Annotated in this window: 16 protein-coding genes and 1 pseudogene; 8 read left to right on the forward strand and 9 right to left on the reverse strand. The window is 71.0% G+C overall.

The annotated features are described in order from the left end of the window. Nucleotides 1-11: 11 nt before the first annotated feature. Nucleotides 12-212: pseudogene (locus tag ACZ67T_RS39170) on the forward strand (DUF3291 domain-containing protein); the annotation flags it as partial. Here the strand turns inward: ACZ67T_RS39170 and ACZ67T_RS39175 are convergent. Continuing rightward, the gene (locus ACZ67T_RS39175; protein WP_469990851.1) at nucleotides 193-1,083 is read right to left on the reverse strand and encodes a hypothetical protein; all 891 of its coding nucleotides are present in this window, start codon (nucleotides 1,081-1,083) and stop codon (nucleotides 193-195) included. The pseudogene ACZ67T_RS39170 and the gene ACZ67T_RS39175 sit on opposite strands and share 20 nt — an antisense overlap. A 141-nt stretch (nucleotides 1,084-1,224) precedes the next feature. Next, nucleotides 1,225-2,334, reverse strand: coding sequence for a ferritin-like domain-containing protein (locus tag ACZ67T_RS39180; RefSeq protein WP_469990852.1), 1,110 nt, complete (start codon nucleotides 2,332-2,334; stop codon nucleotides 1,225-1,227). 150 nt (nucleotides 2,335-2,484) lie between these two features. Here ACZ67T_RS39180 and ACZ67T_RS39185 point away from each other — a divergent pair, with 150 nt between their 5' ends. The 4 genes from ACZ67T_RS39185 to ACZ67T_RS39200 all read left to right on the forward strand — a co-directional run bounded on the left by ACZ67T_RS39185 (nucleotide 2,485) and on the right by ACZ67T_RS39200 (nucleotide 5,798). Next, entirely contained in the window at nucleotides 2,485-3,423 is a 939-nt protein-coding gene (locus ACZ67T_RS39185) for an AurF N-oxygenase family protein (protein ID WP_469990854.1), read from the forward strand. A gap of 72 nt (nucleotides 3,424-3,495) precedes the next feature. Continuing rightward, nucleotides 3,496-4,221: a TetR/AcrR family transcriptional regulator gene (locus tag ACZ67T_RS39190; RefSeq protein WP_469990856.1), complete on the forward strand. Its 726-nt coding sequence runs from the start codon at nucleotides 3,496-3,498 to the stop codon at nucleotides 4,219-4,221. 10 nt (nucleotides 4,222-4,231) lie between these two features. Then, on the forward strand, nucleotides 4,232-4,498 hold the full coding sequence (locus tag ACZ67T_RS39195; RefSeq protein ID WP_469990858.1) for a hypothetical protein: 267 nt from the start codon (nucleotides 4,232-4,234) through the stop codon (nucleotides 4,496-4,498). Nucleotides 4,499-4,646: 148 nt separating this feature from the next. Continuing rightward, nucleotides 4,647-5,798, forward strand: a complete 1,152-nt coding sequence (locus tag ACZ67T_RS39200) for a C40 family peptidase (protein WP_469990860.1) — start codon at nucleotides 4,647-4,649, stop codon at nucleotides 5,796-5,798. Nucleotides 5,799-5,820: 22 nt separating this feature from the next. Here the strand turns inward: ACZ67T_RS39200 and ACZ67T_RS39205 are convergent, their stop codons facing one another. From ACZ67T_RS39205 to ACZ67T_RS39225, 5 genes are all read right to left on the reverse strand, one after another. Further along, nucleotides 5,821-7,071 carry a styrene monooxygenase/indole monooxygenase family protein gene (locus ACZ67T_RS39205; protein WP_469990862.1) on the reverse strand — a complete coding sequence of 417 codons (1,251 nt, stop codon included), beginning with the start codon at nucleotides 7,069-7,071 and terminating at the stop codon, nucleotides 5,821-5,823. A gap of 33 nt (nucleotides 7,072-7,104) precedes the next feature. Continuing rightward, nucleotides 7,105-7,704 carry a GTP-binding protein gene (locus ACZ67T_RS39210; RefSeq protein ID WP_469990886.1) on the reverse strand — a complete coding sequence of 200 codons (600 nt, stop codon included), beginning with the start codon at nucleotides 7,702-7,704 and terminating at the stop codon, nucleotides 7,105-7,107. Nucleotides 7,705-7,768: 64 nt separating this feature from the next. Beyond that, nucleotides 7,769-8,194, reverse strand: coding sequence for a DUF742 domain-containing protein (locus ACZ67T_RS39215; RefSeq protein ID WP_240654277.1), 426 nt, complete (start codon nucleotides 8,192-8,194; stop codon nucleotides 7,769-7,771). Further along, entirely contained in the window at nucleotides 8,191-8,694 is a 504-nt protein-coding gene (locus ACZ67T_RS39220; RefSeq protein WP_384258174.1) for a roadblock/LC7 domain-containing protein, read from the reverse strand. Before ACZ67T_RS39220 ends, ACZ67T_RS39215 begins: the two co-directional genes overlap by 4 nt. Next, complete coding sequence (locus ACZ67T_RS39225; protein WP_469990864.1) at nucleotides 8,691-11,576, reverse strand: sensor histidine kinase; 2,886 nt, start codon at nucleotides 11,574-11,576, stop codon at nucleotides 8,691-8,693. Before ACZ67T_RS39225 ends, ACZ67T_RS39220 begins: the two co-directional genes overlap by 4 nt. Nucleotides 11,577-11,920: 344 nt before the next feature. Between ACZ67T_RS39225 and ACZ67T_RS39230 the strand changes: the two genes are divergently transcribed. Continuing rightward, complete coding sequence (locus ACZ67T_RS39230) at nucleotides 11,921-12,709, forward strand: protein phosphatase 2C domain-containing protein (protein ID WP_469990866.1); 789 nt, start codon at nucleotides 11,921-11,923, stop codon at nucleotides 12,707-12,709. A 7-nt stretch (nucleotides 12,710-12,716) separates the two neighbouring features. Here the strand turns inward: ACZ67T_RS39230 and ACZ67T_RS39235 are convergent, their stop codons facing one another. Next, nucleotides 12,717-13,220 (reverse strand): MarR family winged helix-turn-helix transcriptional regulator, encoded by a 504-nt coding sequence (locus tag ACZ67T_RS39235; RefSeq protein ID WP_469990868.1) that lies wholly within the window; start codon nucleotides 13,218-13,220, stop codon nucleotides 12,717-12,719. A gap of 218 nt (nucleotides 13,221-13,438) precedes the next feature. Between ACZ67T_RS39235 and ACZ67T_RS39240 the strand changes: the two genes are divergently transcribed. Then, nucleotides 13,439-14,272, forward strand: a complete 834-nt coding sequence (locus ACZ67T_RS39240) for a lysozyme (protein WP_469990869.1) — start codon at nucleotides 13,439-13,441, stop codon at nucleotides 14,270-14,272. A 94-nt stretch (nucleotides 14,273-14,366) separates the two neighbouring features. Here ACZ67T_RS39240 and ACZ67T_RS39245 read toward each other — a convergent pair whose 3' ends face one another. Next, nucleotides 14,367-17,213 carry a M4 family metallopeptidase gene (locus ACZ67T_RS39245; RefSeq protein ID WP_469990871.1) on the reverse strand — a complete coding sequence of 949 codons (2,847 nt, stop codon included), beginning with the start codon at nucleotides 17,211-17,213 and terminating at the stop codon, nucleotides 14,367-14,369. A 148-nt stretch (nucleotides 17,214-17,361) separates the two neighbouring features. Here ACZ67T_RS39245 and ACZ67T_RS39250 point away from each other — a divergent pair, with 148 nt between their 5' ends. Beyond that, a complete protein-coding gene (locus ACZ67T_RS39250) occupies nucleotides 17,362-18,381 on the forward strand; it encodes a LuxR family transcriptional regulator (protein ID WP_469990873.1) in 1,020 nt (339 codons plus the stop codon). The last annotated feature ends 91 nt before the right edge of the window (nucleotides 18,382-18,472 follow it).

Genomic DNA, 18,472 nt, shown 5'->3' on the forward strand with positions numbered 1-18,472 from the left:
CATGACTCGACGAGGCGGTGACCGCCCTGTGGTGGGTGCCGGCCGGGCACCGGCCCACCGTCGAGGAGGCGGAGGAACGCCTGGTCCATCTGCGGACGCACGGCCCGACGCCGTACGCGTTCCATCTGCGTACGGCGTTCCCGGCGGGCGACGCCGGCCCCGGACCGGGGCCGGCGTCGGACCCGGAGTCCGTCAGCCGATCGGCTTCCTGATCTCCGAGCGGATCTTCGCCGCGGTCGCGGCCGCCGCGTCGAGGTCCACCTCGGAGGGAGCCTGAAGGGCGATCTCGGGGGTGATCTCGGCGACGGTGGCGCCGGTGTTCCCGTCGGCCCAGGCGCACATCGGGATGGTCGCCTGCTGCTTGGTGAGCACCTGGCAGGTGATGGTGACGTCGGAGCCGGCCGGCTTGAAGTCCTTGGCGGGCACGGCGACTTCGGCGCCGTCGCTCTTGGCGGCTCCCTGCATCATGTTCTTGCGGGCCAGGTCGGTGTTCTTGAACCGGCCGTACATGCCGGAGATCACCACGCCCGCGTTCTTCTTGGCGGGATCGGTCGCGGCGTACTGGCCGACGGCCGCCTTGGTGTCGCGTGCGTCCCAGGCGCCGTCCGCCTCGTCCTCGATCGCCTTGCCCTGGGTGCGGGACAGGTCCTGGGTGAGGGTGTACCTCCCGTCGAGAACGGTCTGCGGGATGGTCAGCTTGTACTCGGCCTCGGGGAAGCTCTTGTCGACCTCCGAGCCGAGCAGGGCGAGCGCGACGATGCCGATGACGACGACGCCGAGCACGCCGCCGACGATGCCGAGAATCAACCCGACCCGCCGCTTCCTGGGCGGCGGGCCCATGGGGGCACCGCCCCATCCGGGATAGGGGGCACCGCCCGGGTAGGGCTGCTGGGCGTACGGACCGGGCTGGCCGTACGGACCGGGCTGGCCCGGCTGGGCGGCGTACGGACCGGGCTGGCCCGGCTGACCGTAGGAGCCGGGCTGCTGCGGCGGACCGTAGGGGCCGGGCTGGCCCGGCTGGCCGTACGGGCCGGGCTGCTGCTGGCCGTACGGGTCGGGCTGGGGTGGCTGAGGCGTGGACACGTCAGCAAAGTACTCCATGCGGGTGACACGCCCCCACACCCCGGAGCCACGGTCGGGCGCGGACCCGCGGGGTCCCGCTGGGCGAGCCCCAGGGTCGTTCGCTGGGATCAGGCGAGCCCGGCTCGATCCGAACGAGAGGCCCTAGGGCTGCTGCTCGCCCTCCCCGATCGTCGACTCGACCTCCGCGACGCGCTCCAGTTCCTCCGCCGCGAAGCGTTCCGCGTCGAGCTTCTCGGCGATCTCCTCGTCCTGGGCCATCAGCTGGTCGAGGTTCGAGTTGCCCATCTCGAAGACACCCATGTCGACGTACGCCTGCTGGAGGCGCTTGCCCCACAGGCCGATGTCCTTGACGCAGGGCACGATCCGGGAGAAGAGCAGCTGGCGGAAGAGGGCCAGGAACTCGGACTGCTCGCTGTACTCGTCGGCCTCCGCCTTGGAGATGCCGAAGTTCTCCAGGACCTCGACGCCGCGCAGCCGGTCGCGCATCAGGTAGCAGCCCTCGATGACGAACTCCTCGCGCTCACGCAGTTCGGCATCGGTGAGCTGCTTGTAGTAGTCGCGCAGGGCCATCCGCCCGAAGGCCACATGGCGGGCCTCGTCCTGCATGACGTACGCGAGGATCTGCTGGGGCAGCGGTTTGTCCGTGGTGTCGCGGATCATGCCGAACGCGGCGAGCGCCAGTCCCTCGATGAGGACCTGCATGCCGAGGTAGGGCATGTCCCAGCGGGAGTCGCGCAGGGTGTCGCCGAGGAGCGACTGGAGGTTGTCGTTGATCGGGTAGAGCATCCCGACCTTCTCGTGCAGGAAGCGGCCGAAGATCTCCGCGTGCCGGGCCTCGTCCATGGTCTGGGTCGCCGAGTAGAACTTGGCGTCCATGTCGGGGACGGACTCGACGATGCGGGCGGCGCACACCATCGCGCCCTGCTCACCGTGCAGGAACTGGCTGAACTGCCAGGACGCGTAGTGCTTGCGCAGCTCGCCCTTGTCCCGGTCCGTCATCTTCGCCCAGTGCCGGGTGCCGTAGAGGGTCAGCGCCTCGTCGGGGGTGCCGAGCGGGTTGTGGGGATCGACCTCGAGACCCCAGTCGATGCGCTTGGCACCGTCCCACTGCTTGTCCTTGCCCTTCTGGTAGAGCGCGAGGAGGCGGTCCCTGCCCTCGTCGTACTCCCAGCTGAACCTTGCCGAACCGGCCGCAGGTACTTGCCAGTTGAGCTCCTCGGGCGCCCTGGTGTACAGCTCATGCGTCGACATACTGGCAGGCTCACACGCTGGTGGACACCGGGTCAACAAGTCGCGCGCAAGGGATTGACGGCCTTGCTGACAGGCAGTCTCATAAGAAGTGACCGCCGGTAACTCCTGTGCCGCGGCACCCGTTTCCCGTACGACGAGGTGGGGACAGCCATGACGACCGTGACGGAAGCCGACGCGTTCGAGGGTCTGCGTGACGCGCTCGGGCTGCTCAAGGACCGCGAGCAGGTGGCCGAGCGCCTGCTCGACTCCTCCGCCAAGCACTCCTTCGACCCGGACAAGGAACTGGACTGGGACTCCCCCGACGTCGAGGGTCTGTGGTACTGGCCCCCGGAGCTCTGCTCGCTCTACGACACCCCCATGTGGAAGCGGATGCCGCAGGAGCAGCGCATCGAGCTCTCCAAGTACGAGGCCGCCTCCATGGCGTCCATGGGTGTCTGGTTCGAGATCATCCTGATGCAGCTCCTCGTACGGCACATCTACGACAAGTCGCTGACCAGCAGCCACGTCCGCTACGCCCTCACGGAGATCGCCGACGAATGCCGGCACTCCATGATGTTCGCCCGCATGATCAAGCGGAGCGTCGGCGAGGGCTTCCCCATGCCCCGCATCCACCACAACCTGGGGCGCGTGCTCAAGACGGTCTCCACGACGCCCGGATCCTTCTCGGCGACGCTGCTCGGCGAGGAGATCATCGACTGGATGCAGCGGATGACGTTCCCGGACGAGCGCGTCCAGCCGCTGGTGCGCGGTATCACGCGCATCCACGTCATCGAGGAGGCCCGGCACGTGCGCTACGCCCGCGAGGAGCTGCGCCGCCAGATGGTGTCGTGCGGCCCGATCGAGGCGGCGTACACGCGCATCGTGTGCGGCGAGGCGGCCCGCGTGATCTACACGGCGTTCCACAACCCGGCCGCCTACGAGCGGGCCGGGCTCGACCCGAAGGAGGCGCTGGCGCAGGTCAAGGCCAGCGGCCACCGGCGCGAGATCATGCAGACCGGCGCCAGGCGCCTGACCGACTTCCTGGACGAGATCGGGGTCCTGCGGGGCGTCGGACGCACGCTGTGGAAGTCGTCCGGGCTGCTCGCCTAGGACTGCGCCGGGGACCCGGCGCAGCGCCTCCGTACAGGACCCCGGCACGAAAAGCCGGTTACGCTGCGGGACATGACCTCGGCACCCGGCACCCGCGCGTACCGACGGCTCAGCGTCGAGGAGCGACGCAGCCAGCTCCTCGTCGCCGCGCTGTCCCTCTTCGCGCACCGGGCACCCGAGGAGGTGTCCCTCGACGACGTGGCGGAGGCCGCCGGTGTCTCGCGGCCGCTCGTCTACCGGTACTTCCCCGGCGGCAAGCAGCAGTTGTACGAGGCCGCGCTGCGCTCCGCGGCCGACGAGCTGGAGAAGTGCTTCGCGGAGCCCCAGGAAGGACCGCTGAGCGGCCGCCTCACGCGGGCCCTCGACCGCTACCTCGGGTTCGTGGACCAGCACGACACGGGGTTCGCCGCGCTGCTCCAGGGCGGCAGCGTGGTGGAGACGTCGCGGACGACGTCGATCGTGGACGGCGTGCGCAGGGCGGCGGCCGAGCACATCCTGAGCCATCTCGCCACGGCGGACCCCGGCCCCCGGTTGCGGATGACCGTACGCATGTGGATCACGGCCGTGGAGGCGGCCTCGCTGATCTGGCTCGACGAGGGCAAGAAGCCGCCGCTGGACGAGCTGCGCGACGGGCTCGTCGACCAGTTCATGGCCGTCCTCACGGCGACGGCGGGCCGCGACCCGCAGACCGCCGAGGCGGTGCGGCACGCGCTGGCCCTGGAGACGGCGGACGGGCCCGTGGGCCGGCTGGCCCGTCTGGTGCTGCCCGTGGTGAGCGACGCCGCGCATCTGTTGTGACACTGGTGCCGTGAAGAGCGAAGAGACGCCGTTCGTCGGCGGGCCGATGGACGGGCGGGTGCTGCCCGTACTGCTGGGACCGACGGGGCATCCGCCGAAGGTGTACCGCATCCCGGTGCCGGGCCCCGACGGCTCCCCGGGCACGGTGCTCATCTACCGCCGGGTGCCGATGACCCCCGGCAAGATCCGGGTCACCCACCGCTGGAAGTACGAGTACGACCCTTCGGGGCGCGACGACGGCGGGCTCCGGTGGCCCTGGTCCAAGCCGCGCCCGTAGCGGCCGGCATCGTAGATCACCTTCGTGGAGTCCCCCGGCCGGGTGAGGTCCTTGGGCCGAACCGCCCAGCAGGAGGCGTGCGGGAGGGCCGACGTGTTGATGCTCACGGTGCGGGACGGACGGGCCGCCCCGCACCGGAGGTGATGACGTGTCAGGAAGCCTTCTGCGGTGGACCTGTGCCGCGGCGGTGGCCTCAACGCTCGCGGCGCCGGGTCCCGCGTCCGCCGCACCCGCGCCGGCCCCCCAGCCTCTCCCCGCAGTCAACCGCACCCCTGTCGCCACGCTTCTGACGGATCTTCAGCGCCTGTACCAGGAGGCCGAGAAGGCCACCGAGAAGTACAACGCGACCGCCGAGAAGCTCAAGAAGCGCCGGAAGACGGCCGCCGACCTGTCCCGCAAGCTGGCCACGGCCCGCACCTCGCTGCACGACAGCCGCGACGCGGCAGGACGCCTCGCCCGCGAGCAGTACCAGGGCAGCAGCAACCTCTCCCCCTACCTGCGCCTGCTGCTGGCCCGCGACCCGCAGCACGCCCTCGACCAGGGCCATGTGATCCGGCGCGTGGCCCAGGAGCGCATGGCGACCGTGGACCGGCTCGTCGGCGGCGAGAAGCGCGCCGACGGCCTGGCGGCGCAGGCACGCAGGGCGCTCGCCGAGCAGACCCGGCTGTCGGAGCGGCAGAAGAAGGAGCGGGACGCGGTCCAGGCCCGCCTCAAGGACGTCGAGAGGCTGCTCGCCTCACTCAGCCCGGGCCAGCTCACCGAGCTGACCCGCCTGGAGGACACGGGGATGGCGAACGCCCAGAAGACGTTCATGGCGTCGGGCGCGCTCAGTTCGCGGCGGGCGCCGTCCCGGGCCGGGGACGCGGCACTCGCGTACGCGGTGAAGCAGATCGGGAAGCCGTACGTGTGGGGCGCGGAAGGGCCCGCGGCGTTCGACTGCTCGGGGCTCACGTCGCAGGCGTGGCAGCACGCGGGCGAGGTCATTCCCCGCACGTCGCAGGAGCAGTGGGCGAAACTGCCGCGCGTCCCGCTGAACGAGCTGCGGCCCGGGGACCTCGTCGTGTACTTCCGCGAGGCCACACACGTGGCGATGTACCTGGGCGACGGGATGGTGGTGCAGGCGCCGCGGCCGGGCGCGAGGGTCAAGGTGTCGCCGATCGCGGCCAACCCGCTGCTCGGCGCCGTGCGCCCCGATCAGAAGGACGCGTCGATGAAGGGCTACATCCCGCCGAAGCTGCCCGTGGGCGCGACGGGCGGCGCCGACACCGGGTACGGCGCCGCGGGGGCGCCCACCGGCTGACCGGTGCGCGCCCCGCCGCGGATCAGCCGGTGACGGAGGCCAGGTAGGCGTTCGTCTTCTCCGGCTCATAGAAGAAGTTCTCGAAGTCGGCCGGGTTGTTGAAGCCGTTCGCGAAGCGGTCGGCGACCGGCTGGAGCTGGCCGGCGGCGCCGATCAGGTTGAGGACGTGCTCCGGCGGGACGCCCAGCATCGCGTTGGTCCACTTCACGACGTGCTGAGCGGTGTCCCAGTAGCGGTCGAAGGTGGACTGCATCCACTCCTCGTCGAACGGCTTGTCGCCGTGCTCGGTGATCGAGGCGAGGTACGAGGCGGCGCACTTGGACGCCGAGTTCGAACCCTGGCCCGTGATCGGGTCGTTGGCGACGACGACGTCGGCGACGCCGAGGACCGCGCCGCCGCCGGGCAGCCGCCCGATCGGGTTGCGGACGGTCGGCGCGTAACGGCCCGCGAGGGTCGCGTTGGCGTCGGTCAGCTCGACCTTCGTGGCGCGCGCGTACTCCCAGGGCGTGAACTTCTCCATCAGCTCCAGGGTGAGGGCCAGGTGCTCCGAGGGGTCCTTGACGCCCTTGAAGGCGTCCAGCGGACCGCCGGGGATGCCCTCCCAGAACAGGATGTCCGCGCGGCCCGAGGTGGTGAGGGTCGGCATGACGAACAGCTCGCCGACGCCGGGCACCAGGTTGCAGCGCACCGCGTCGAATTCCGGGTGCTCGGGGCGGGGGCCCATGCCGTGCACGTACGCGACGGCAAGCGCGCGCTGCGGCTCGGTGTACGGGGAGCGCGAGGCGTCGCGGCCGAACATCGAGACCAGCTCGCCCTTGCCGGCGGAGACGAGCACCAGGTCGTAGGTGCGGGCGAAGTAGTCGAGGTCGGAGACCGCGGCGCCGTGGATGACGAGCTGGCCGCCGCGCTGGGCGAACGTCTCCATCCAGCCGGCCATCTTCACGCGCTGGTCGACGGACTGCGCGTAGCCGTCGAGCTTGCCCACCCAGTCGATGGCGCGCTGCGAGGGGCCCGGGTCGAAGGAGCCGGGGGCGGCGACGGAGACGCCGAGGCCCTCGATCTTCGGGGCCTGGGACTCCCAGAAGTTCACCTGGAGGTCGCGCTCGTGCTGGAGCGCCGTGTCGAACATGCACTGCGTGGACATGACCCGGCCGGACCGGATCTCGTCCGCGGTGCGGTTGGACATCAGGGTGACCTCGTACCCGTTCGACTGGAGGCCGAGGGCGAGCTGGAGACCGGACTGTCCGGCTCCGACGACGAGTATCTTCCGCATGCGGGTGCCTCTTCTACTGCTGAGGGGTGGTGGCTATTCGGGGGTGGCGTCGAGCGCGTGGCCGACGAGGGCCAGGAGGGTCTCGACGACCGAGATGCGCTGCCGCGCGTCCATGATGAGGACAGGGATGTGCGGCGGCACCGTCAAAGCCTCGCGCACGTCGGCGGCGGCGAACTCGTCGGAGCCGTCGAAGTGGTTGACGGCGACGACGTAGGGGAGCCCGCAGCTCTCGAAGTAGTCGAGGGCCGGGAAGCAGTCGGACAGCCGCCGGGTGTCGGCGAGCACGACCGCGCCGATCGCGCCGCGCACCAGGTCGTCCCACATGAACCAGAAGCGCTGCTGCCCCGGCGTGCCGAAGAGGTAGAGCACCAGGTCGTCGTCGAGCGTGATCCGCCCGAAGTCCATGGCGACCGTGGTCGTGGTCTTGTCCGGGGTGGCGGTGAGGTCGTCGGTGTCCTCGCTCGCCTGGGTCATCAGCGCCTCGGTCTGGAGGGGCTGGATCTCCGAGACGGCGGTGACGAGGGTGGTCTTGCCGACGCCGAAGCCGCCGGCCACCACTATCTTCGTGGCGATCGGGGCGCGGGTGCGGTCCGTCTGCCAGGCCTGGAGCTCTTCCTGGGGCTCGAAGGCGATGGCTTCACGGCCGGACGACGGCTGGGCAGGTACGAAGGCGGGCGTGATGCCCTCGGTGACGCCTTCAGAGACGACGGAGTCCACTCAGCACCCTTTCAAGCAGTGCGCGGTCCGGCTGGCCCGGGCCGTGGCCGGTTCCGTAAACGCGGATCTTTCCCTGGTCGGCGAGGTCGCTGAGCAGTACGCGGACCACGCCGAGGGGCATCTTCAGGAGCGCGGCGATCTCGGCGACCGTGCGCATGCGGCGGCACAGTTCCACGATCGCCCGCATCTCGGGCATGATCCGCGTCGAGAGCGTGCCCTGGCCTATCTCCAGGCGTTCCTCGGGCGCTTCGAGCGCGGCGACGAACGTCTCGACGAGCAGCACATGGCCGAAGCGGGTGCGGCCGCCGGTGAGCGAGTAGGGGCGCACCCGGGCCGGCTTGCGGTCGCCGCCCCGGGTGGGAAGTTTCGGGCCGCCGGTACTGAGATTCGTGATGCTGCTGCTCACTTGGCCTTCTCCATCGACTGGCGCAGTTCACTGCGGAGTTCGGGCGTGAGGACGTGCCCGGCACGGCCGACGAAGAGCGCCATGTGGTAGGCGACGACGCTCATGTCGCAGTCCGGGGTGGCGTGCACGCCGAGCAGTGAGCCGTCGCTGATGGACATGACGAAGAGACTGCCTTCCTCCATCGCGACCATGGTCTGCTTGACGCTGCCGCCGTCCATCAGCTTGGCGGCGCCGATGGTGAGGCTGCCGACGCCGGACACGATCGTGGCCAGGTCGGCGCTGGACCCCTTGGGTCCGCCGCTGTGGTCGGCAGGGCGCTCATTGTTCCTGCCGGGGTCGGAGGAGAGCAGGAGCAGCCCGTCGGAGGAGACGACCGCGACCGAGAGGAGCCCTGGCACCTCCTCCACCAGATTGGTCAGCAGCCAGTGCAGGTTGCGGGCTTCGGTGCTGAGTCCGAATCCAGGGGTGGACGCACTCGGCGTGCGACTGGGCGCAGTCAACTGCTTGCCTCCTCGACTGTGTCCCCCTTGGGTGCTGCGGTCTGTTCCGTCCCGCCGATCTCGGCTTCGACGTCCCGCCGGCCCTTGTTGGCCCCCTGGTGGAACCCGCCGAGCCTGCGGCGCAGGGCGTCGGCGTCGACGGATCCGCTGCGCGGCGCCGCGGCGGGCGCGGGGGCCGAGATCTTGGGGGTCCTCTTGGGCAGACCCTTGTCCGTGACGCGCTCCCACTGGGGGGTGCGGGCCGCTGGGATCACGGGCTCGCCCGCCGCCTCGGGGGCAGGAGGCGGGTCGGCCTTGGGCCGGGTGGGCAGGCCCGGGGTGGCGCCGGCCTGTCCGGTGCCTCGCTCGTCGGCGATCCGCTCGTGCGCGGGCTCGTCGTCGAGGTGCAGGGTCTGCGGCGCGGGCCCGGGGGCTGCCGCCGGTACGGGTTCCGGGGCTGCGGGTACGGGTTCCGGGTCGACGGCCGGGATCGGCGCCGTCAGCGTCATGGTCGTCTCGGCGGGCGACTCGGCCGGGACCGCGGGCTTCGTGAGCTCCGCTTCGGGTTCCGCGACCGGTTCCGCCACCGGCTCCGCGTCCGTCCCCGCTTCCCGTACGGCGTGCTCCGCCGCGGCGATCAGCGGGTCGTGGCCGTCCTTGGAACGGCCGCTCAGGACATTGGAGTTGGCCTCGGCCTCGGATCCGGGCAGGTGCACGGCGGGCGCGGCGCCCGCCACCGGGACCCGCGGCGGCGCGGCTGCCGCGGGGGCCGCCGCGAGGAGCGCCCTGGGCAGCACGACGACGACGGCGATCCCGCCCTGCTTCTGCTCGCGCAGCTGCACCCGCACGCCGTGGCGCGCGGCGAGGCGGGCCACGACGTACAGGCCGAGGCCGAGGCCGTCACCGTCCTCGGGGTCGAACATCTCGTCGTCCCCGAAGGCGGTGAGGCGGGCGTTGAGTTCCTTCATCCGCTCGTCGGTCATGCCGATGCCCTCGTCCTGGACGGAGAGCATGACCTCGCCGCTCTCCAGGAGCCAGCCGGACACCTCGACGGAGGCGTCGGGCGGCGAGAACGAGGTGGCGTTCTCCAGGACTTCGGCGACGAGGTGGCTGAGGTCGTCGGCGGCGAAGCCGGCGAGGTGCGCGTGCGGCGGTAGCGCGGAGATCCGGACCCGCTCGTAGCGCTCGATCTCGCTGACCGCGGCGCGTACGACGTCGACCAGCGGGACGGCGCCGGGGTTTCCGTGGCCGTGCTCGGCGCCGGCGAGGACGAGGAGGTTCTCGCTGTGCCGCCGCATGACCGTGGCGAAGTGGTCGAGCTTGAAGAGGGTCGCGAGGCGCTCGGGGTCCTGCTCGCGCTCCTCCAGGTTCTCGATGACGCCGAGCTGGCGCTCCACGAGGCCGAGGGTCCGCAGGGCGAGGTTCACGAACGTGCCGTGGATGCTGTGCCGGACCCGGTCCAGGTGGGCGGCGGCCGAGTCGAGTTCGGCGCGCAGCTTCTCGCGCTCGTCGGCCATGGTCGCGCGCTGGCCGATCAGGTGCTTGCGGTCGGCCTCCAGCGTGGTGAGGCGTTCGTGGAGGCCGAGTGCGTGCGCGTGGAGGGCGTTGACGGACCGTACGACCTGGGCGAACTCGTCGTTGCGGCCGGTGAACCTGACCGGCTCCTCGCTCGCCGGGTCGCCGGCGAGGCGGGCCGAGCCGAGGCGGAGCACGGCGAGCGGCCTGGTCAGTGTGCGGGCCATGGCCATCGAGACGCCGACGGCGACGAGCAGGCAGAGACCGGCCAGCGCGATGCGGACCTCGAGCGCGTCGACGTCGTCGTCGCGCAGCAGGGCGAGGTCCTTGGTGCGCCGGTCGTAGAGGGACGACTCGGCGCCGCGCATCAGGTCGATACGGGCGGACAGCGCGGCGTCGATGTTCTTCGGGTTGCCGGCGAGGTCGTCGGCGGACAGCGTGGGCTCGTCCGTGAGGGCGGCCAGGTACTTGTCGGCCTTGGTGACGTCGGGCCCCGTGACCGTCGCGTCGTAGGAGGCGACGGACGCGGCCGGGCCGGCGTCCTCGAAGTCGGCGAGCGCGGCCTGTTCGCGTACGTGGGCCTGCTGGGCGGCGGCGCTCAGGGCGTCGCGCTGCTTGCTGTCGGCCGAGTCCTGGGAGACGACGGTCTTCGGCAGTCCGGTGACCGGGTCGATGACCGTGGAGGTCTGGCTCGCGCGCGGCACGGCGAGGGCGGCGAGCAGGAGTCCGCGGGCGGCGGAGGCCTGTTCGACGGCCCGGTCGAGGTCGGCGAAGGCGTGTGCTCCGGAACCCGCGCGAGGCGGGGTGCTCTCGGCGAGCTGCTCGGCGGTGCTGTGCAGCTCGTTGATCGCGTCGGAGTACGCCTTGTGCGCCTCGAGGGCACTGCCCTTGCCGGTGAGCGCGGCCCGGCGGACGGCCGCGATGCCGGCGAGGTCGCGTTGCAGCGGGGCCGGTGCGTCGGTGCGGAGCTCTTCGAGCTGCCGGTCGACGCGGGCGCTGCGGCTCTCGGAGAGCCCCTGTCCCTTGGGCCGCCCGGCGGCGATGAAGGCGGTGACCTCGTCGCGCTCGTCGGCCAGGGAGTGGGAGAGCGTGACGGTCTGCTGGGTCCGTGCCGCGAGGTCGACCAGTTCCTGGGAGTCGCCGACCTGCCCGGAGGCGGTCATGAGGGCGGGTGCGGCGGCACCGGCGATCGCGGCGGCGACCACCGCCACGGCGATGATGAGCCGGTTGCGCACCCGCGCTGTACGTCGTCCTCCGGGGTCCGCGGGGGTGCCCGCCGGGGCGTGCGCGGCGGGTCCTGCAGGAACCGTCGTGCGCCCCTCGTCCGCTTCGGAGGCCGCTTGCTTGCCTTTGCGTCGAGGCCGCATGTTCCGCACCGGTGCTCGCATTCCTGACTCGTCTACCCATGGGCCCGGGTGACGATCTGTCAACGCGCGCGCCCCCTGGAATGGCTCCAGACCATTCCAGTGCCGGTGAGCAGTGGTCGCGCATCACCTAGCCAGCCACCCGAAGGAGTGAACATCGAGCGGGAGTTGGCGGGCAAGTCCCGGTGGCATGGGCACGGAGCCCGAACGGGGCGCCGGTTGGACGTCTCTCACAGGCTTTGGCAAGATACCCCGCCGCTCCCCGGCGGAGTCAATCATTCCGGTCTAAACCAGGCGCCTGACCTGCCGATGCGGCTCAACTCGCGGCTCAACGGGCCTCTTGTGAAGGCCTCGTGCAGACTGGCCGGATGCGCATCGAACTCGCGACGGAGCCCGGAAGCCCCGACCGACCCAACGAGGACTACGCCTCCGCGGCCGTTCCCGCCTCCGGACAGGGTGGAGTACTGGTGGTCCTGGACGGGGTCACGCCGCCCAGGGGCGAGACCGGCTGTCTGCATTCCGTCCCCTGGTTCACCGCCCGACTCGGCGGCGCATTGGGTGAACTGTCCGTTTCACTCACGGATATGGCGTTGCCCGACGTCCTCGCCGAGGCAATCCGCCGCACCGCCGACACCCATCGGCATACCTGTGACCTTTCTCACCCGCGTACGCCTCAGGCAACGGTGGTCGTGGCGCGGTGGGACGCGGAGCGGGTCGAGTATCTGGTGCTGTCCGACTCGGTGTTGCTGGTCGAGGACGCGTCCGGCTCGGTCACGGCGCTGGTGGACGACCGGCTCGACCGCGTGCCGCGCTCCTCCCTCGTCTCGGACGAGGTGGCCGACGCGACCGTGCGCAACAAGGAGGGCGGCTTCTTCACGGCCGCCGCCGACCCCTCGGCCGCCGCCCGCGCGGTCACCGGCGAACTCCCCCGCGCCGAGGCGCGCACGCTCGTGGCGCTGACCGACGGAGTCACACGCTGGGTGGAGAAGTTCCGCGAGGGCGACTGGGCGGACCTGTTCGCGCTCGTGCGCAAGGAGGGCGTCCACGCGGCCGTCGCGCGCGTACGGGCCCTGGAGGACGCGGACGAGCGGGACCGGGTCTTCCTGCGGCACAGCAAGACCCATGACGACGCGACGGCGGTGTACGTGGAGCTGTAGGGCGCGACTAGCTCTCGGCCCCGGCGTTCAACTGATGCAGCAGCCGGGCCAGTTCCGCCACCTCGGCGCGGTCCCAGCCCGCGAGCTGGCGCACGTAGGTGGCCCGGCGGGCGTCGCGCACCTGGCGGAAGTTGGCGCGGCCCTCGTCGGTGAGGTGGACGAGCCAGGCGCGGCCGTCGGCGGGGTCGGGCTCGCGCGCGACGAGCCCGAGGTCCTCCAGGGCGCGCAGCTGCCGGCTCATGGTGGCCTTGCCGACGCCGACGTACGCGGCGAGTTCGGTGGCCCGCTGCCGGCCGCACTCCTCCAGGCGCGCGAGGAGTCCGTAGGCGGCGGGTTCGAGGTCCGGGTGGACGGCGCGGGCCATCTCGCCGGAGGACGCGCGGGCCCGCCTGAGGAAGACCGTCAACTCCCTTTCCAGGGACAAGAATTCGTGGTCCACACCACTCTCCGTCGCGTCGAATTCGGCGCCCGGCCGCCCGCCGTTCCCGTCCTCGTGCACGTCAGCACCCATGCCAGGGTTTCCCGTTTCTGAAAGTTTCCGCCATTCGCGGCCATTGCCGCAGCTCCGCCAGTATTTCGCAGGAGTAGACCAACGGCAGCATCCGGGCCCCCTTCCCTCTCGGCGGTCTACGTGCGTAGCTTCATTGGTGACATGTCCACACCAGTGACATGTCGAAAGGTCCCCCCACCGAGCTCACGGAAGCTCAACGAGGCCTTCGGAGGCACGCAATGCCCGTGCACAGATCCGGAACCGTCCGCCGCCCGCGCCTGAGGCGCATCCCGGCGGCCGGAGTCATCCTCGCAGCGCTCTCGCTGCTGTTCACCCTGCCCACCGCGGCCCAGGCGGCCGACGTCCCCGCCCGTGGCTCCGCCACGATGGGCATGGGCGTCGTCGAGCACGACGGTCGAGGCGGTCTGCCCACCGGCGACAAGGCGGTCCAGACCGAGGGCGTGGACACCAGCAGCCACAACGGCAACGTGGCCTGGTCGACGCTCTGGAACAGCGGCGTGAAGTGGGCCTACGTCAAGGCCACGGAGGGCACGTACTACACGAACCCCTACTTCGCCCAGCAGTACAACGGCTCCTACGACGTGGGCATGATCCGCGGCGCGTACCACTTCGCGACCCCGGACACGACGACCGGCGCCGCCCAGGCCAACTACTTCGTCGACCACGGGGGCGGCTGGTCCCGGGACGGCAGGACCCTGCCGGGCGCGCTCGACATCGAGTGGAACCCGTACGGCGCGTCCTGCTACGGCAAGACCGCGGCCGGAATGGTCAGCTGGATCCGCGACTTCCTGAACCAGTACAAGGCCCGCACCGGCCGCGACGCCGTGATCTACACGGCGACGAGCTGGTGGACCGAGTGCACCGGCAACTCCAGCGCCTTCGGGGCGACCAACCCGCTCTGGATCGCCCGCTACAACACCGACCCGGGCGCGCTCCCGGCCGGCTGGGGCTTCTACACGATGTGGCAGTACACGTCGTCCGGCCCGACGGTCGGCGACCACAGCAAGTTCAACGGCGCCTACGACCGCCTGCAGGCGCTGGCCAACGGCTGAGCGCTCAGCGGCTGAACCACCGGGCGGCACCTGCGAGAGGCGGCCGGGCTCTCCCCTCCGAGAGCCCGGCCGCCTTCGTGTTCAGCGGGTCAGATCAGCACTTGCCGGCCGGCCTGTCGCGCTTGACGAGGTTCGTGTAGCCGGTGGTGCCGTCCAGCCACAGGACCCGCTTGCCGGTGTCGGCGGCCGGGTAGACCTGGTCACCGCGGTTGCAGGAGACGCGCTGCGCGCCGCCCTTGCCGTCGGGCGCGACCTGGTACAGCTTCGGCAGCGTGGCGTTGTCCCACGAGGTGGCCGGCGGCAGCGTCAGCACGGTGACGGCGTCGTCGGAGGCCGTCAGCTGGTAGGCGTACAGCGAGCCCGCTCCGGACTCCGGCGTGACCGTGGTGCGGTTCGTGCCGTCGAAGTCGGCACGCATCACGGCGGCCTGACCGGAGTCCGTGCCGTCGCCGTCCTCGACCCAGAAGACGCCGTCGTCGGTGATCTCGGTCTGGCCGATGCCGTAGACGGCGCTCTTGTCGATCGGCATCAGCTGACGCTTGCCCGTGGCGATGTCGTAGACCTCGACGCCGAGCTTGTAGCCGTCGGACTCACCCCACAGCTTCGCGTACGCGATCTTGCCGTCGTGGACCGAGGCCAGGCCCGTGACCATGACCGGGTTGGTGCTGAGGTCGGTCATCGCGCCCGTCTTGATGTTGACGTAGCGACTCTGGGTGGCACCGCTCTGCGGGTTCACGTAGCTGTAGACCAGGGCGTCGCCGTCGAGGGAGACCGAGGTGACGTTGGCGCCGATCCCGGTCACGACCTTGTCGACGCCCCCGCCGACCGGGCGCACGTGGATGTACACCGCGTCAAAGGCGTACTCGGCCCACGCGACGTTCTTGCCGTCGGTGCTCGCGTAGACGTTGTAGTTGCCGTTGTTGGGGCTCACCTGCGCAGGCGTGCCCTTGCCGCTGGTGGCGCCGGCCCACACCGAGTACGGCTCGCTGCCGTCCTCGTTCGAGCGGGACAGGGCGTACGTGCCGTTGCCCGCGGCGACACCGGTGCCCGCGACGTTGACCTTCGACAGGACCGTGTCCGTGTCGGTGCCGAGCTTCGACTCCCAGCCGGGCGTGATGCCGTGCTTGGCGAAGGCGTTCTTGACGTCGGTGATCTGCGCCTTGGTGGCGCCGAGCTCCTGGGCGGCGGCGATGACCGCGGCGCGGCCCTCGGTGAAGCCGTCGAGCGGCGTCATGTACGCGGTCAGCGCGCGGTAGACGATCTTGTCGGCGAGATCGTTGCCGAGAGCGTGGCGCATGTCCCACAGCGAGCCGGAGAAGATCGGCGAGTTGAGGTGCACGCCGCCGTTGTCGCCCCGGTAGGAGACGCCGATGAAGTCCTTCTGCGTGGTCATGTCGTTGTCGAGGTCGCGCAGGGCGCACTCGCGCGGGCTGAGCGTCGTGCACAGGTCCTCGCCGAGCAGGCCCGCGTCCGGGTCGTCCATCGACTGGCCATTGGCCTCGAGGTCGATGGCGTTGCCGAAGTAGTCGGAGATCGCCTCGTTCATCGCACCGGGCTGGCCCGCGTAGACCAGGCCCGCGCTGTGCTCGGTGACGCCGTGCGTCATCTCGTGGCCGACGACGTCGGTGTCGGCGGAGAACGTGCGGAAGTCGCCGCCGCCCTTGCCGTACACCATCTTGGAGCCGTCCCAGAAGGCGTTGTTGTACGGCTGGCCGTTGGCGGTGACGCCGACCAGCGAGTACATGAACCCGTCCTTGTCGTCGAGCCCCTTACGGCCGAAGTGGTCCTTGTAGTACGCGTACACCTTGTTGGCGGCCCAGTGGGCGTCCACCGCGCCGGAGTTGGTGAAGTCCGCGCCGAGGTCCGGGGTGGCCGACTTGAAGATCGACGCGCCGCTGGGCCAGGCGCCCGACGCGGCCGAGACGTCGACGCCGCGGGCGTCCCAGGTCTGCAGCAGGGGGCCGGTGAACGGGGTGGCGGCGTCCCGGAACCCGTAGTCGTACATCTGGTAGGTGCCGTCGGAGCCCTTGTACAGGTTCAGGTCGGCCTTCTGGCCGTTGTAGCGGGTGCCGGAGCCCTTGACGACGAACGACGGAGCAGCCGTCGGGGTGGCGTCGTCCGGGAGCGTCGCGGCGCCGGCCGCTGCGCCGGAGGCGGCGGCGGTCGAGCCGAACGTCTGGATGCCGCTGTACTGCATGACCGGGAAGCCGGAGTGGGCGTCGACGTACACCTCCTGCTTGACGGCCGTGCCGTCCGCCGGATTGGTGCCCGTGACGGTGATGTGCCGGGTGAGCACGCCGGTGCCCTGCGGCAGGACGGTGACGCCGACGGCCTTGCCGGTGAGTTCGGCCTTCGCGCTCTTGTCGCCCTTGGCCGGCGCGTGCAGCGGGGCGCCGCCGAGCTGCGAGGTGACGGCGCCGATGGCGCGCTCGACCGCGACGTCCTCGGAGACCTTCGGGGTGACCGTGTCGAGCTTCAGCTGAGTGAAGTACTTGCCGGAGGTGCCGGTGACGGTGCGCTTGCCGTCCTTCTTCGTCATGCGGACGACGTACTCGCCGCCGAGGACGGACACGCCCTTGTACTTCTGCTGGAGACGGACCGTCTCCTTGCCGCCCTTGGCGTCCTCGGTGGAGACCGTCTTGAGGTCGCCCTTCGCGTCGGCGATGTGGTAGCGGCCCTTCTTGCCCGCGAGGTGCTCACGGGCGGCGTCGGCGGCGCTCGCGCTCGCGTCGGCCGACTCGTTCAGACCGGTGACGAGCGAGGGGGTGTCGGTGTCGTCGCCCGGGTTCACGGACGACGCGGCGGTGGGGGTGTCGGTGTCCGCGTGGGCGGCCGGCATCGCGGTCACCATGAGGCCCGCGGCGGCCAGCAGTGCGGCTACGCCCTGGCCGACGGCTATGCCTCTGGCCCTGTCTGTCGTTCTGCGTGCTGAAGTCCGCACGGTGCTCCTCCGGTGCCACTGATACGTGAACGGATGTCGGATGCGGACATGCAAATACCGGTGACGGTGTCTGAACAATGCGTTCCGGCTGTCTACTTGTGTACGTGGACACTTGTGTGGACCGCTCTGACCGGCCAAGATCTCCGGCGTGGGGTGGGACGGTCCGGACAACGACGCACAGTGGCAGGCCCTCGGGCTCGGAGCCGACGAACTCCGGGTGTACGAGGCCCTGCTGAACGTTCCCGCGCCTGCCTCACGGTCGGGCCTGGCCCGGTCCGTCGGCCTGTCGGTGCGCCGGGCCACCGCCGCGCTGGACCGGCTCGACGAGCGCGGCTTCACCCAGCCCGTCCGGGACGGCGGGCTGCCGAGCGCCGTCCCGCCCGCCACCGCGCTGCGCAGCCTGATCCACCTCCACCAGGCGCAACTGCTGCACAGGTCGGCCGAACTGGAGGAGCTGACGGGTTCCGTGGACCGGCTGGCGGCCGGGCTCCTGAACACCGCGCACGCGACCCGCGCGATCGGCATCGAGACGATCCGCGGCCGGGCGGCCATCGCCGAGCGCGTCGCCGCGCTGCTGGTCTCCGCGACCGAGGACGTGGCGCTCCTGGACCGGCCGCCCTACGCGGCGAGCGAGCCGGACGGCATGCCCGCCCCGCTCGACGTGACCGATCCGGTGCGGCGCGGGGCGCGGGTGCGGGTGGTGGTGGACCGGGAGGGGCTGAGCTTCCACGGCCGTGCCCGGGGCCTGGTCGACCTGTCCGCGCAGGGTGTGCAGATCCGGGTGGGCACCCAGCTGCCGACGAAGCTGATCACCGTCGACCGGCGGGTGACACTGCTCCCGCCGACCGACGCGGCGGACCCGACGGCGACCGCCCTGGTGGTGAGCGACTCCCTGCTCAGCCATGCCCTGGTGCCGCTCTTCGACGCGGTGTGGGAGCGCGCAGTGCCCATCGGGTCGGTCACGGACGAGGAGATCACCGAGGAGGACCGGGAGTTGCTGACGCTGCTCACGTCCGGCCTCAAGGACGAGGCGATCGCCCGCCGTCTGGACGTCCATGTGCACACGGTGCGCCGGCGCATCACCCGGCTGATGGCGGTGCTGAACGCGGAGACCAGGTTCCAGGCGGGGGTGCAGGCGGCACTGCGCGGCTGGCTGACGATCGACTAGTAGGACTCCGTTAGGTTGCTCTGGTTCTTGGGTTCTGGCTGGTGGTGGGTGTTCTGGGTAGGGGGCGGTGGCAGGTGGTGCAGGTGCCGGT

Source organism: Streptomyces sp. NPDC107517 (assembly GCF_055582645.1).

What these genes read in the sequence shown, in the direction of transcription:
- ACZ67T_RS39230 (WP_469990866.1), top strand. Translation starts at nt 11,921, where the DNA reads ATGCGCATCGAACTCGCGACGGAGCCCGGAAGCCCCGACCGACCCAAC.
- ACZ67T_RS39190 (WP_469990856.1), top strand. Translation starts at nt 3,496, where the DNA reads ATGACCTCGGCACCCGGCACCCGCGCGTACCGACGGCTCAGCGTCGAG.
- ACZ67T_RS39225 (WP_469990864.1), bottom strand. Translation starts at nt 11,576, where the DNA reads ATGCGAGCACCGGTGCGGAACATGCGGCCTCGACGCAAAGGCAAGCAA.
- ACZ67T_RS39205 (WP_469990862.1), bottom strand. Translation starts at nt 7,071, where the DNA reads ATGCGGAAGATACTCGTCGTCGGAGCCGGACAGTCCGGTCTCCAGCTC.
- ACZ67T_RS39185 (WP_469990854.1), top strand. Translation starts at nt 2,485, where the DNA reads ATGACGACCGTGACGGAAGCCGACGCGTTCGAGGGTCTGCGTGACGCG.
- ACZ67T_RS39180 (WP_469990852.1), bottom strand. Translation starts at nt 2,334, where the DNA reads ATGTCGACGCATGAGCTGTACACCAGGGCGCCCGAGGAGCTCAACTGG.
- ACZ67T_RS39240 (WP_469990869.1), top strand. Translation starts at nt 13,439, where the DNA reads ATGCCCGTGCACAGATCCGGAACCGTCCGCCGCCCGCGCCTGAGGCGC.
- ACZ67T_RS39235 (WP_469990868.1), bottom strand. Translation starts at nt 13,220, where the DNA reads ATGGGTGCTGACGTGCACGAGGACGGGAACGGCGGGCGGCCGGGCGCC.